The organism is Micromonospora sp. WMMD967 (assembly GCF_029626165.1).
Classification (GTDB): domain Bacteria; phylum Actinomycetota; class Actinomycetes; order Mycobacteriales; family Micromonosporaceae; genus Micromonospora; species Micromonospora taraxaci.
Genome location: NZ_JARUBK010000001.1, coordinates 191,095 through 204,992, shown reverse-complemented (window position 1 = coordinate 204,992; position 13,898 = coordinate 191,095). Strand labels below are relative to the sequence as shown.

11 protein-coding genes are annotated in these 13,898 nt (G+C 68.8%); 8 read left to right on the top strand and 3 right to left on the bottom strand.

Annotated elements, in window-relative coordinates; translation table 11 throughout:
* Window positions 1-507 precede the first annotated feature (507 nt).
* The 5 genes from O7631_RS00965 to O7631_RS00945 all read left to right on the top strand — a co-directional run bounded on the left by O7631_RS00965 (window position 508) and on the right by O7631_RS00945 (window position 6,247).
* Window positions 508-2,148, top strand: coding sequence for an ABC transporter substrate-binding protein (locus O7631_RS00965; protein ID WP_278142616.1), 1,641 nt, complete (start codon window positions 508-510; stop codon window positions 2,146-2,148).
* Window positions 2,149-2,296: 148 nt separating this feature from the next.
* Entirely contained in the window at window positions 2,297-3,223 is a 927-nt protein-coding gene (locus tag O7631_RS00960; protein WP_278142615.1) for an ABC transporter permease, read from the top strand.
* Window positions 3,216-4,187, top strand: coding sequence for an ABC transporter permease (locus O7631_RS00955; RefSeq protein WP_278142614.1), 972 nt, complete (start codon window positions 3,216-3,218; stop codon window positions 4,185-4,187). Before O7631_RS00960 ends, O7631_RS00955 begins: the two co-directional genes overlap by 8 nt.
* Before the next feature lie 25 nt (window positions 4,188-4,212).
* Window positions 4,213-5,241 carry an ABC transporter ATP-binding protein gene (locus tag O7631_RS00950; RefSeq protein WP_278147807.1) on the top strand — a complete coding sequence of 343 codons (1,029 nt, stop codon included), beginning with the start codon at window positions 4,213-4,215 and terminating at the stop codon, window positions 5,239-5,241.
* The gene (locus tag O7631_RS00945) at window positions 5,234-6,247 is read left to right on the top strand and encodes a dipeptide ABC transporter ATP-binding protein (protein WP_269682381.1); all 1,014 of its coding nucleotides are present in this window, start codon (window positions 5,234-5,236) and stop codon (window positions 6,245-6,247) included. Before O7631_RS00950 ends, O7631_RS00945 begins: the two co-directional genes overlap by 8 nt.
* Before the next feature lie 158 nt (window positions 6,248-6,405).
* On the opposite strand, the gene O7631_RS00940 is transcribed toward O7631_RS00945, so the two are convergent.
* Entirely contained in the window at window positions 6,406-6,711 is a 306-nt protein-coding gene (locus tag O7631_RS00940) for a chorismate mutase (protein ID WP_269683759.1), read from the bottom strand.
* A 436-nt stretch (window positions 6,712-7,147) separates the two neighbouring features.
* Between O7631_RS00940 and pcrA the strand changes: the two genes are divergently transcribed.
* Entirely contained in the window at window positions 7,148-9,553 is a 2,406-nt protein-coding gene (pcrA, locus tag O7631_RS00935; RefSeq protein WP_278142613.1) for a DNA helicase PcrA, read from the top strand.
* An 80-nt stretch (window positions 9,554-9,633) separates the two neighbouring features.
* Here pcrA and O7631_RS00930 read toward each other — a convergent pair whose 3' ends face one another.
* Window positions 9,634-10,404, bottom strand: coding sequence for a M23 family metallopeptidase (locus O7631_RS00930; protein WP_278142612.1), 771 nt, complete (start codon window positions 10,402-10,404; stop codon window positions 9,634-9,636).
* A gap of 273 nt (window positions 10,405-10,677) precedes the next feature.
* Window positions 10,678-11,388: a M23 family metallopeptidase gene (locus O7631_RS00925; RefSeq protein WP_278142611.1), complete on the bottom strand. Its 711-nt coding sequence runs from the start codon at window positions 11,386-11,388 to the stop codon at window positions 10,678-10,680.
* A gap of 494 nt (window positions 11,389-11,882) precedes the next feature.
* On the opposite strand from O7631_RS00925, the gene O7631_RS00920 reads away from it, so the two are divergent.
* Complete coding sequence (locus tag O7631_RS00920) at window positions 11,883-12,287, top strand: cobalamin B12-binding domain-containing protein (RefSeq protein ID WP_088987674.1); 405 nt, start codon at window positions 11,883-11,885, stop codon at window positions 12,285-12,287.
* 430 nt (window positions 12,288-12,717) lie between these two features.
* Entirely contained in the window at window positions 12,718-13,896 is a 1,179-nt protein-coding gene (sucC, locus tag O7631_RS00915) for an ADP-forming succinate--CoA ligase subunit beta (protein WP_278142610.1), read from the top strand.
* Window positions 13,897-13,898: the final 2 nt, after the last annotated feature.

The window sequence follows — 13,898 nt, the reverse complement described above, 5'->3', positions numbered from 1 at the left end:
CGTGCAGCCGAAGTCGACCTAGTCCGGACGGGTCGAAAAGCCAGCGGTGACCGACGTCCTATCGGTCACCGTTCGCTCAGGGCCGGCGCGCGGGCCGCGACCCGATGCGCGGGTGGCGCAACAGATTTCCTGCTCAACGCTGCCCGAGCCGACCGTTTTATGATCATTTTTCAAGTATCGGCAACATGGCGGGCAACTAACGGCTTGATAACGGCACCTTCACGGAAGCGGCCAGTGGGTGTCACAGTGGCAGCACCTCACCATCGGTGTGTGGCACTCCGTACGGCCCACGACCATGTCCTCGCCGCTCGCGGCGGTTCGTGGCTGTGTCTCCTGCGTCGTGTCGCGCCTCGTTGGCGGGGGAGCCCGGCGGATCGGTACATCAGGGGTGTCCCCAACTTCCCTGTGGTCCCGGCGACCCGCGCCCCGGGGTGGTCGGGCGGTGTCACCCCCAAACGTGCGTGAAACCCACGACGGAACCTGGTTAGAAAGAGGAGGCCCCTCGGAATGAGAGTCTCGAAGCGGGCGACGAGCGCCATCGCGCTCAGCGCGGCTGCCGCGCTTGTCGCGAGCGGTTGCTCGAGCAGCGACGGCGACGGCGACGCTGCCGCCAGCAAGGACGGCTCGATCGTTGTCCACGGCGTCCAGCCGGAGAACCCGCTGGTCCCGTCGAACACCACGGAGACCGGCGGCGGAAAGATCATCGACTGGCTGTGGACCGGCCTGGTCGAGTACCCGAACGACGGTGGGGCCCCGCGTAACGCGCTGGCGGAGTCCATCAACACCACGGACTCCAAGGTCTTCACGATCAAGATCAAGGCCGGCACCAAGTTCCACGACGGCACCGAGGTCAAGGCGAAGAACTTCGTCGACGCCTGGAACTGGGCCGCCTACTCGCCGAACGGTGCGCAGAACGGCACCTTCTTCGCGGACATCGCGGGCTTCGACCAGACCTACACCTCGGACCCGGACGGCCCGGACGGCCCGAAGAAGGCCCCGACGCCGACCGCTGACAAGCTGTCCGGCCTGAAGGTCATCGACGACCAGACCTTCGAGGTCACCCTGGCCGCGCCGACCGCGGTCTTCCCGACCAAGCTCGGCTACAGCGCCTTCATGCCGCTGCCGGACGTCTTCTTCACCATGAAGCCCGAGGAGTTCGGCCGTAAGCCGATCGCCAACGGCCCGGTGAAGTTCGTGTCGTGGGAGGACAACTCCCTCATCAAGCTGACGCGCTTCGACGACTACAACCTTCGCGACAAGATGAAGGTCAAGGACGTCGACGTCAAGCTGTACCAGGACGACAACGCCGCGTACGCCGACCTGCTGGCGAACAACCTCGACTTCATGGAGGTCGTTCCCACCTCGGCGCTCGCCGGTGACAAGTGGAAGACCGACCTCGGTGACCGGGGCCGCAACACCGTCACCCCGTCGACCGCGTTCATCGCGTTCCCGATCTACGACAAGCGCTTCGCGAACGCCAAGCTGCGTCGTGCCGTGTCCCTCGCCGTCAACCGGCAGGAGATCTCGGACAAGATCTTCTTCGGCACCCGCAAGCCGGCCGACAGCTGGGCGAACCCGCTGACCCCGGGCGCCAAGCCGGGCAACTGCACCGCCTGCAAGTTCGACCCGGAGACGGCCAAGACGCTGCTCGCCGAGGCCGGTGGCTTCAGTGGTGAGATGGTCTTCTACTACAACGCGGACTCCGCCCACAAGGACTGGATGGACGCCGTCGCGCAGCAGATCAAGACCAACCTGGGCATCAACGCTCGGGCCGAGGGCGTGCCGACCTTCGCGGTCTTCCGCCAGAACATCAACGCCCACAAGATGACCGGCCCGTACCGTGCCGCCTGGCAGCAGGACTACCCGGACGTGGAGAACTGGGTCAACCCGCTCTTCATCACCGGCGGTTCCTCCAACGACGGTCTGTACAGCAACCCCGAGGTCGACGCTCTGGCCAAGCAGGCCAGCGCCGCGCCGAGCCTGGAGGCCTCGCACGAGGCGTTCGCCAAGGCCGTCGAGAAGGTCGACCAGGACGTCCCGAGCATCCCGGTCTACTTCTACGGCCAGCAGTCCGGCCACTCGGAGAAGATCAAGAAGCTCGAGCTGAACAACGTCGGCGAGATCGACATCACCTCGGTCGAGCTCTGATCCGAACGGTCTGACCCCGGGTCGGGCTCGCCACATCCGGTGAGCCCGACCCGGGGCCGTTCCGCGAGTGGGTGTTACAACACTCCACTCGCACGTTGTCACCACCGTGTCGGCCGTCCGACGCGCCCCCTGTCTGGAGGACCACCCCATGGGCCGTTATCTGTTGAGACGGCTGCTCCAACTCGTGCCGGTCTTCATCGGTACGACGTTCCTGATCTACTGGCTCGTCTGGGCCGTTCCGGGCGATCCGTTCGCCGGCAAGTGCGGTGAGCGCCGCTGCCCGGACCAGTACATCGCCTTCATGACCGAGAAGTACCACCTCGACCAGAACGTCTTCGTGCAGTACGCGAACTACATGAAGAACCTGCTCCAGGGTGACTTCGGTCAGACGTTCTCCCAGCGCGAGATCAGCGACATCATCCTGACCTCGTACCCGAACACGCTGAAGCTGGCCGTCGTGGCGCTCGCCATCGAGGCGGTCATCGGCCTCGGTGCCGGTGTGCTGACCGGTCTGCGGCGCAACGGTTTCCTGGACAACCTGGTCCTGGTCTCCACCCTCTTCCTGATCGCGCTGCCGGTGTTCGTCGTCGGCTTCGTGCTGCAGTGGCTGCTGGGCGTGCAGTGGGGCATCATCAAGCCGACCGTCTCCTCCGAGATGCGGTGGTCCGAGCTGATCGTGCCGGGCTTCGTGCTCGGCAGCGCGTCAGTGGCGTACATCGCCCGGGTGGCCAGAACGAGCATCGCGGAGAACCGTCGCGCCGACTACGTGCGTACCGCTATCGCCAAGGGCCTGCCGATGCGCCGGGTGGTGGGTGTGCACCTGCTGCGCAACTCGCTCATCCCGGTGGTGACCCTGCTCGGCACCGACCTCGGCGCCCTCATGGGCGGCGCGATCGTCACCGAGGGGATCTTCGGCATCAACGGAATCGGCCGCCAGGTCTTCCGGGCGATCATCACCAAGGAAAGCGCCACGGTGGTAGGAATCGTGGTCGTCCTGGTGCTGGTCTATCTCGTGATGAACCTGCTGGTTGACCTGCTCTACGCCGCCCTGGACCCGAGGATCCGTTATGAGTGACCCCAGTACCGCATCGATCGTCAGCACCCCTGGCGCACAATCGACCGACTCCGCCGCCCCCGCCACCGCGGGCCAGCCGCAGAGCAACGACAAGCCGCGCGGTCTGCTCGGTGACGCCTGGCGGGACCTGCGGCGCAAGCCGCTGTTCTGGATCTCGGCCACGCTGATCGTCATCTTCCTGCTGATGGCTGCCTTCCCGCAGCTGTTCGCGCCGGGCGGAGACCCGGTCAACGGCTCGCTGTCCCGCAGCCTCAACAAGCCGGGCGCCGATGGCTGGTTCGGCTACGACGTGCAGGGCCGCGACGTCTACGCCCGGGTCATCTACGGCGCACGGGCCTCCGTCGTGGTCGCCGTGCTGTCCGTGATGGGCACCCTGCTCATCGGCGGGACGATGGGCATCATCTCCGGCTACCGCGGTGGCTGGGTGGACGCGCTGCTCAGCCGGATCGCCGACGTCTTCTTCGGCCTGCCCTTCGTGCTCGGCGCGATCGTCATCCTGACCACCTTCAACGGCTCGGGCTCCGGCAACAGCAAGGCCCAGATCATGGGCCTGGTGATCGCGTCGCTGATCGTGCTGAGCTGGCCGGTCGTGATGCGGCTGATGCGCTCGTCGGTGCTCGCCACCAAGGAGGCCGACTACATCGTGGCGGCCCGCGCGCTGGGCGCCGGCACCGGCCGGATCATCCTCAAGCACCTGCTGCCGAACTGCCTGGCCCCGCTGCTGGTCTACGGAACGATCATGGTCGGCTCGTTCATCGGTGCCGAGGCCACCCTGTCGTTCCTGGGCGTCGGTCTGAAGTCGCCGGTGGTGTCCTGGGGCATCATGATCAGCGATGGGCAGCAGTTCGTCCGGGTCGCGCCGGGACTGGTCTTCTTCCCCGCCGCGTTCCTCGTCACCGCAGTGCTGAGCTTCGTGATGCTCGGTGAGTCGGTCCGCGAGGCCCTCGATCCGAAACTCCGCTAGGGGATATCCAGTGTCCGACATTCTCGTGTCCGAGCAGTCCGCGCCGGGATCCGGCGGGTCCGGGCGTCCCTCCGGCCGGCTGCTCGAGGTCGACGACCTGCGGGTGGAGTTCCGCACCCGGGACGGCGTCGCAAAGGTCATCAACGGGGTCACGTACCACGTCGACGCGGGGGAGACCCTCGCCGTGCTCGGCGAGTCCGGCTCCGGTAAGAGCGTCACGGCGCAGACCATCATGGGCATCCTCGACACGCCGCCCGGCTTCGTGACCGGTGGGCAGGTCCGCTTCCACGGCAAGGACATGCTCCGCATGTCCAACGAGGAGCGCCGCCGCATCCGCGGCGAGGGCATCGCGATGATCTTCCAGGACGCGCTCTCCGCTCTGAACCCCGTCTTCACCGTCGGGTTCCAGATCGCCGAGCAGTTCCGGGTCCGGCGGGGCATGGGTCGCGCCGAGGCCAAGAAGCGCGCGATCGACATGCTCGACCAGGTCAAGATCCCGAACGCCAAGGGTCGGTTCAACAACTACCCCCACCAGTTCTCCGGCGGTATGCGGCAGCGCGCGATGATCGCGATGTCGCTGGCGCTCGACCCGGAGGTGCTGATCGCGGACGAGCCGACCACCGCACTCGACGTGACCGTGCAGGCCCAGATCATGGACCTGCTCGCGGAGCTTCAGCGTGAGCGGCAGATGGGCATGATCCTGATCACCCACGACCTCGGCGTCGTCGCCGACGTCGCGGACCGGATCGCCGTCATGTACGCGGGCCGGATCGTCGAGGAAGCGAACGTGTACGACCTGTACGCCAAGCCGGCGCACCCGTACACGATCGGTCTGATCGACTCGATCCCGCGCATGGACGAGAAGGGGCAGCAGCTCCGGACGATCAAGGGCCTCCCGCCGAACCTGATGAACATTCCGCCGGGCTGCCCGTTCAACCCGCGCTGCCCCATGGCTCAGCCGGTGTGCCGGGAGAAGGTCCCGCCGCTGCTGCAGGTGGGTGCCGGCCGGGCCAGCGCCTGCCACTTCGCCGAGGAGCTGGTGAACCGTGTCTGAGAACATCCTCGAGGTCAACGACCTGGTCAAGCACTACCCCGTCACCCAGGGCGTGGTGTTCAAGAAGACCGTCGGTCAGGTCAAGGCGGTCGACGGGGTCTCGTTCGGTCTGCGCGCCGGTGAGACGCTCGGCGTCGTCGGCGAGTCCGGCTGCGGCAAGTCGACCCTCGCCCGGGTGCTGATGAACCTGGAGAAGCCGACCGCCGGCAGCGTGGTCTACAAGGGCCAGGACATCTCCAAGCTGTCCGGTGGGGCGCTGCGACGCCTCCGCCGGCAGATCCAGCTGGTCATGCAGGACCCGTACACCTCGCTGAACCCGCGGATGACAGTCGGTGACCTGCTCGGCGAGCCGTTCGAGATCCACCCGGAGGTCGCGCCGAAGGGCAGCCGCCGGGCCAAGGTCCGCGAACTGCTCGACCTGGTCGGGCTCAACCCGGAGCACATCAACCGGTACCCGCACCAGTTCTCCGGCGGTCAGCGTCAGCGCATCGGCATCGCCCGGGCGCTCGCGCTGCGGCCCGAGATCATCGTCTGCGACGAGCCGGTGTCGGCGCTGGACGTCTCCATCCAGGCTCAGGTCATGAACCTGCTGGAGCAGCTCCAGGGCGAGTTCGGGCTGTCGTACGTCTTCATCGCGCACGACCTGTCGGTGGTCCGCCACCTCTCGGACCGGGTCGCGGTGATGTACCTCGGCAAGATCGTGGAGATCGGCACCGAGGACGAGATCTACGAGCGGCCGACCCACCCGTACACCCAGGCTCTGCTCTCCGCGGTGCCGGTGCCGGACCCGACCCAGCGGCACAACAAGACGATCATCCGTTTGACGGGTGACGTGCCGTCGCCGATCAGCCCGCCCTCGGGCTGCCGGTTCCGGACCCGCTGCTGGAAGGCGCAGGACGTCTGCGCCGAGCAGGTCCCGCTGCTGGAGATCCGACGGGGCTCGGACCACCCGAGCGCCTGCCACTTCGCGGAGCGACGCGAGATCGTCGCCACCCACGAGGCGTGAGTCACCGAAACCGCCTGCCGACGTCCTCACGACGACGGCAGGCGGTTTCGTCTGTCCGGTGACCGGCGGTCGTCGGCCGCGCCCCCGGGCCGGCAGAGCGGCCCACGGTGAGCTGCCGCGGCCGCGTCGAGGGGTTACGGCGGCCCCACAGGCAGGTGTTACAGCGGCCCGCGGCCCGCGCGGAGCAGCAGCAGGGCCAACTGGGTGCCGTCCGCGCCGAGTGCGACCCGGAACCGCTCCAGGATCGCCCGTTCCCGGGAGAGCACCAGCCGGGTTCCGCCGGACGCCATCCGGGTGGCCCCGACCTCCTGGGACAACGCGGCCCGCTCCTGCCAGAGTGCGATCAGCGCGTTGTCGATCTCGTCGATCCGTTCCCTGATCTCCACGATTCGGGCGGCGGCGGACGGCTCTTCGGTGCCGGTCTGCGCCTCGGACTGCTCAGTGTGCTCCGCCGCCAGCGACACGGGTGCCGTCTCGCGTCCGTTGACCGCGGGCTGCCCAGCCTCCGGTCGGGTCGGGCCGCCGCTCTGCTCCATCACGTCTGTCATCATCGGGTACCTCTCGCACTGTGGTGCCCTGTGCCCGGAACCCGGGACGGAAAAGCCCCGGACTCCAGGAGCCCGGGGCTTTCGTAGGTCTGAATCGATCAGGCGCGACCTACGGCAGCCGGACTCCCGGTGCCGTAGTAAAAGTAGTAGCGCGCAGCGATCACGCCGTCGAGTATGCCCACGTCGGCGGCGGGCGCGCAAGCATTCGACGGTGCACCGGGGATCTTTCTTCGACGGGGCGCGCCGTGCGGTGGCAGCACGCGGTCGGGCACGAGCTGCTGAGCGCCGAAGGCCACGAGCCCTTGAGCGCCAGCGGCGCAGTGTCCGACCGGCGGCATAGACTTGTCGGGCGATGCATCCTCTCTTCGACATCCCCGCGTCCCCGCCTGCGCCGGAGTCCGCGCCGGCCCGCCCGGACCGGCCCCGGCCCGCCGCCGTCCGCCTCGATCCGCAGCAGCTGCTCGACGGGCTGAACGGGCCACAGCGCGACGCGGTCAGCCACGCCGGCTCGCCGCTGTTGATCGTGGCCGGCGCCGGGTCCGGCAAGACCCGGGTGCTCACGCACCGGATCGCGTACCTGCTCGCCGCACGGGACGTGCACCCCGGCGAGATCATCGCGATCACCTTCACCAACAAGGCCGCCGGCGAGATGAAAGAGCGCGTCGCCGCGTTGGTGGGCCCCCGGGCGCGCCTGATGTGGGTGTCGACGTTCCACTCCGCGTGTGTCCGGATCCTGCGCGCCGAGCACGAGCACGCCGGCCTCAAGTCGACGTTCTCGATCTACGACGCGGACGACTCCCGCCGTCTGATGCAGTTGGTCGCCCGCGAGCTGGATCTGGACCCGAAGCGCTACCCGGCGCGCGGGTTGGCCGCCCAGGTCTCCAACCTCAAGAACGAGCTGGTCGACCCGGAGCAGTTCGCCGCACGGGCCACCGGGCCGAACGAGCGGGCCCTCGCGGAGGCGTACACGCTCTACCAGCGGCGGCTGCGCGAGGCGCACGCACTGGACTTCGACGACCTGATCATGACCACGGTGCACCTGCTCCAGTCCCACCCGCACGTCGCGGAGAGCTACCGTCGGCGGTTCCGCCACGTCCTGGTGGACGAATACCAGGACACCAACCACGCCCAGTACGTCCTGATCAAGGAGCTGGTCTCCGGCACCGACGGGCTGGCACCGGCCGAGCTGTGCGTGGTCGGCGACGCCGACCAGTCGATCTACGCGTTCCGGGGCGCGACGATCCGCAACATCCTGGAGTTCGAACGGGACTTCACCGACGCGCGCACGATCCTGTTGGAGCAGAACTACCGCTCCACCCAGACCATCCTCAACGCGGCCAACGCGGTGATCGACCGCAACACCTCCCGCAAACCCAAGCGGCTCTGGAGCGAGTCCGGCGCCGGCGAGCAGATCGTCGGCTACGTTGCCGACACCGAGCACGCCGAGGCCGACTGGGTGGCCCGGGAGATCGACCGGCTGGTCGACGCCGACGAGACCCGCCCCGGTGACGTCGCGGTCTTCTACCGCACCAACGCCCAGTCCCGCGTCTTCGAAGAGGTCTTCATCCGCGTCGGCCTGCCCTACAAGGTCGTCGGCGGGGTGCGCTTCTACGAGCGCAAGGAGGTCCGCGACGCGCTCGCGTACCTGCGTTCGGTGGTCAACGACGACGACACGGTGAGCCTGCGGCGGGTGCTCAACACCCCCCGCCGGGGGATCGGCGACCGCGCCGAGGCGTGCGTCGAAGCGCTCTCCAGCCGCGACCGGATCTCGTTCGGTGCGGCGCTGCGGCGGGCCCGGGAGGCGCCAGGCATCTCCACCCGAGCTGCCAACGGCATCGCCGACTTCGTCGCGTTGCTCGACGACGCCCGGGAGTTGGCCGAGACCGGCACCCCGGAGGAGGTGCTGGAGGCCCTGCTGACCCGCTCGGGCTACCTCACCGAGCTGGAGGAGAGCCTGGACCCGCAGGACGCCGGCCGGGTGGACAACCTCCAGGAGTTGGTCAGTGTCGCCCGGGAGTACACCGAGCGGATCGAGGCGCTGGGCGAGGAGGGGGAACGCGCCACCCTCGCCGGGTTCCTGGAGCAGGTGGCGCTGGTCGCCGACGCCGACCAGATCCCCTCCGACGACCCCGACCACCAGGGCGTGGTCACCCTGATGACCCTGCACACCGCCAAGGGGCTGGAATTCCCGGTGGTCTTCCTGACCGGGCTGGAGGACGGCGTCTTCCCGCACCTGCGCTCGCTGGGCGACACCCGCGAGTTGGAGGAAGAGCGCCGGCTGGCGTACGTCGGCATCACCCGCGCCCGACAGCGGCTCTACCTCTCCCGGGCGGTGACCCGCTCGGCCTGGGGGCAACCGTCCTACAACCCGCCGTCGCGGTTCCTGGAGGAGTTGCCGACGGAGTTGGTCCACTGGGAGCGCACCGAGGGGTCGTACACCTCCTGGGCCGGCGGTGGCGGCGGCGTCGGCGGCCGCGCGGACCGCGCGCCCGGCGCGCGGGGCAACTTCACCGGGGGTACGCCGAAGGCGGCGCAGCTGGCCCAGCGGCTCGGCGTGGACGCCAGCCGGCTGACCACTGCCAGCGAGTTGCCGCAGGGGCCGAAGGTGTCCGCGGGCGACCGGGTCAACCACCAGCGGTACGGGTTGGGGCGGGTGCTCGCCGTCGAGGGGCACGGCCCGGGCGCCCGCGCGCAGATCGACTTCGGCGACCAGACCATGTGGCTGGTGCTGCGGCACGCTCCGGTCGACAAGCTCTGACCGAGCGGGCCAGACCAAGGAAAGAGTGACCTCACGTACCGCTGAGGCCACTCTTTCCTGTCGTTAGGCGCAGGGATGCGTCAGCAGCCCAGGTCGACACCGCGGGCCCGCATGAACGGGGCCGGGTCGATCTGGTTCCACATGCCCTGGTGCACCTCGAAGTGCAGGTGCGGGCCGGTGGCGTCGCCGGTGGCGCCCTCGTAGCCGATGACCTGGCCGGCTTTGACCGCCTGCCCGACGGTGACCGCGATGCGGCTCTGGTGGGCGTAGTGGGTCAGGTAGCCGTTGCCGTGGTCGATGAACACGGAGTTGCCGTACCCGTCGGAGGCGTCGCCGGCCTGGGTCACGGTCCCGGCGGCTGCGGCGTGGATCGGCGTACCGGAGGGCAACGCCAGGTCGATACCGGCGTGCAGGGTGCCCCAGCGCTGCCCGTAGCAGGACGTGACGGCTGCGTCCGGCATCGGGTTGACCCAGGCTGGCGTGGGCTTGGTGGTCTTCTTCGGCTTCGGCTTGGCCTTGGCGGTGGCCGTCTTGGCGGGTGTCGGGCTGGCGCTGACCGCCGAAGGGCTCGCCGTGGGGCTGACCGAGGGAGCGACCGGCGTGTTCGACTCGCGGGCGGAGCGGTCCGCCCGGCTGTCGGTCTCGGCCCGGGACTGCGCGTCGAGGGAGACGGCGGTCGGTGCCGGGCGGTCGTTGCCGGTGGTGGTGACGGCGATGCCACCGAGCCCGAGGGCCACCAGGGCGGCTGCGCTGAGCACGATGAGGCGGTTCCGCCGGCCGGCGCGCTGCGGCTGCTCGGTCTGGGCGGTGTCCGGGGTGGTCTCGTTCTGGACGGGGCTGTCTTCCTGCACGGCGGACCTTCACAGTCGAGGGGCACTTGACCTCGAAATACTGGTGTCGGGCCGAGTTGGGGCGGGCGCGGGGGACCGGATCACGGGCGATGGACTAGGTGGTGAGCGCCCATATTTGAGCAGTTCTGGTGTGCTACATCCGGATAAGCGATCATGCGTAGGCGTGTCACCGGTCACAGTCGAGATGGTGACCCGGCACACATCCGCTAGGCGAGCGCAACGAAAAACCGCCCAGATCGATCGATCCGGGCGGCCATCGGTCGGTACGCAGCGTCAGGACGCGGCTACCTCGCTGTAAATTGCCTCAACTTGCAGCTTGATGTCCACTCCGCGGTCCTGGAGGTAGGGCACCGGGTCGACCGGCTGGCCCTTGACATGGATCTCCAGGTGCAGGTGGGTGCCGTACGCGTGGCCGGTCTGGCCCACCAGGCCGAGCTGGTCACCGGCCTTGACCTGCTGGCCTTCCTTCACGCTCACCGCGGAGGAGTGACCGTAGATGGCCTCACTGCCGTCGGCGTGCTGCACGATCACCGCGTTGCCGTACCCGCCGAACCAGCCGGCCTTGGTGACCAGCCCGTCGTGGATCGCGACGTAGGGAGTGCCCTCACCCGCGACCAAGTCGACGCCGGTGTGCATCTTGCCCCAGCGCACCCCGTAGGGAGAGTTGAAGTCGTAGCCCTGGAGCGGCAGCAGCCAGACCTCGGGCTCGGCGCTGTCCTTGCTGCGGTCGTTGTCCCGCGTGGGGCGGTCGGCGCCCTCCGCACGGGCCGCCGCGTCCTGACTGGTGACCGACGCCTGCTTGAGCTCGTCGAGGACCGTCGGGCTGACGTCCTTCGCGTCCGGCAGGGCGCTCGCGCCGAGGGCGACGATGCCGGCCCCGACGAACGCGGTGGTGACGACCGCGGCGTAACGGCTGCGCGGTGGGGTGGGCACACGGCGACGACCGCGATATCGATCGGGCTCAGACGACAGGCGCTGGCGCACGCACACCCTCCGTTGTCGGGGTTCCGAGGCGGCCGGTGGGCGTTCGTGAAGCTCAACTGAACACCCGCTGACCGCGTCGTCACCCGTCCATGGACCTGATGACAACCGTGGACACGTTAGCCAACCACCAGGCGAGTCACAAGCTAGAGCGCCAAATTGGCGTGTCGTTCTGTCCGTTTGCGTCCATTATTGTCACGCATCGCGACGCCGAACGGTGCCCTCGATGCTGCCCGTTCGTCGCCGAGCGTGACCGATCCGGCGGACTCGTCCGACTTGACTACGGGCGGTGTTGGATCGCCACTGCGGGTAGTGCCGCGTCGCCGCCCTCGCGGGTCGGCGACCCCTCTCCGGTTCGTGGGCTTCCACAGCGCGTCGCTACGCAGGCGGCGGCCGGTGACCGAGCCGGCTTTCCGGCCCGGATTTCCCGGGCCGGGTCCGCCGGGTTACCGTTCGTTCAGGTGAAGGCCCGTGAAGCCGGTGAAAGGTGTGCGCTGATGAGCTCTCGTATTCGGGTCGTCGTCGCCAAGCCCGGCCTGGACGGCCACGACCGGGGCGCCAAGGTCGTCGCGCGTGCCCTCCGGGACGCCGGCATGGAGGTCGTCTACACCGGCCTGCACCAGACCCCCGAGCAGATCGTGGAGACCGCCATCCAGGAGGACGCCGACGCGGTCGGGTTGTCAGTTCTCTCCGGCGCGCACATGACCCTGTTCCGCCGGGTGCTGGAGTTGCTGGGTGAGCGGGACGCCCGCGACATCGTCGTGTTCGGCGGCGGCATCATTCCGAACGGCGACATTCCCGAGTTGGAAAAGCTGGGCGTCGCGAAGATCTTCACGCCGGGCGCCACCACTCAGGCGATTGTCGAGTGGGTCCGAGAGAACGTCGCGCAGCCGGTTTCCTGAGGCACGCCGAACTGCTGCCCCACCGAACTTGGGCACGGGGGAGGGGCCGGACGCACCCCTCACACGTCCGGCCCCTCTATGCACGATGCCCCGCCGCCACCCCTCGACCGACAGGGCATCGGCCGTCTCCCGTCATCGCGCTGTTCAGCGCTCCGACATCTGACTCAACGACGCCCCCACGGCCGGGTTACGCAAGCCGGGCAACATCGCCCGGACGGTGGATGACGTCCGCGTCGTGAGCCGAAACCGGGCCGCCGGATGTCCGGTTGTGCATTACCGCACACCGCGCACCCGCTCGGTTGCCGGTGGTGCCGACCTCGCTAGGCTGCGGCCAATGGCCTGTTTCAACTGATGACAGGCGTCAAACTGTTTTCTGAACGCTGGTGGCGGCGCGACGGCGCGCCGCGGAGACGGGACGGGACGCGCAAACGTGGACCTGTACGAGTACCAGGGGCGGGACCTGTTCGAGCGGCACGGCTTGCCCGTGCTGGCCGGCGGCGTCGCCACTACCCCGGAAGAGGCCCGTGCGATCGCCGAACGCCTCGGCGGTCGCGTGGTCGTCAAGGCGCAGGTGAAGGTCGGCGGCCGAGGTAAGGCCGGCGGCGTGAAGCTGGCCGAGGGCGCCGAGGAGACGGTGGCCCGCGCCACCGACATCCTCGGCATGGACATCAAGGGTCACACCGTCCACAAGGTCATGATCACGGTGACCGCGGACGTGGCCGAGGAGTACTACTTCTCGTACCTGCTCGACCGGGCGAACCGCACCTTCCTCTGCATCGCCAGCGTCGCCGGCGGCATGGACATCGAGCAGGTTGCCGCCGAGACCCCCGACAAGGTCGTGAAGGCCCCGATCGACGCCGTGAAGGGCGTGGACGAGGCCAAGGCCCGGGAGATCGTGGCCGCCGCCGGCTTCCCGGCCGAGGTCGTCGACCAGGTGGTCGAGATCGCCGTCGGCCTGTGGCAGGCGTTCGTCGCCGAGGACGCCACCCTGGTCGAGGTCAACCCGCTCGCCAAGAACGGCGACGGCCGGATGCTGCTGCTCGACGCCAAGATCAGCCTGGACGAGAACGCCGCGTTCCGGCACCCGGACCACGAGGCGCTCGTCGACCAGGCCGCCGTGGACCCGCTGGAGCAGGCCGCCAAGGCCAAGGACCTCAACTACGTCAAGCTCGACGGCGAGGTCGGCATCATCGGCAACGGTGCGGGTCTGGTCATGTCGACCCTCGACGTGGTCGCGTACGCCGGTGAGCGGCATGGCAACGTCAAGCCGGCCAACTTCCTCGACATCGGCGGTGGCGCGAGCGCCGCGGTGATGGCGAACGGTCTGGAGATCGTGCTCTCCGACCCGGCCGTGAAGAGCGTCTTCGTCAACGTCTTCGGCGGCATCACCGCCTGTGACGAGGTGGCGAACGGCATCATCCAGGCGCTGGCCCTGCTGGAGCAGCGCGGCGAGCAGGTCAGCAAGCCGCTCGTCGTCCGCCTGGACGGCAACAACGCGGAGGCTGGCCGGGCGATCCTGGACAGCGCGAACAACCCGCTCGTGCAGCGGGTGGACACCATGGACGGTGCGGCCGAGCGGGCCGCCGAGCTGGCAGCTGCGGGGGTCTGATC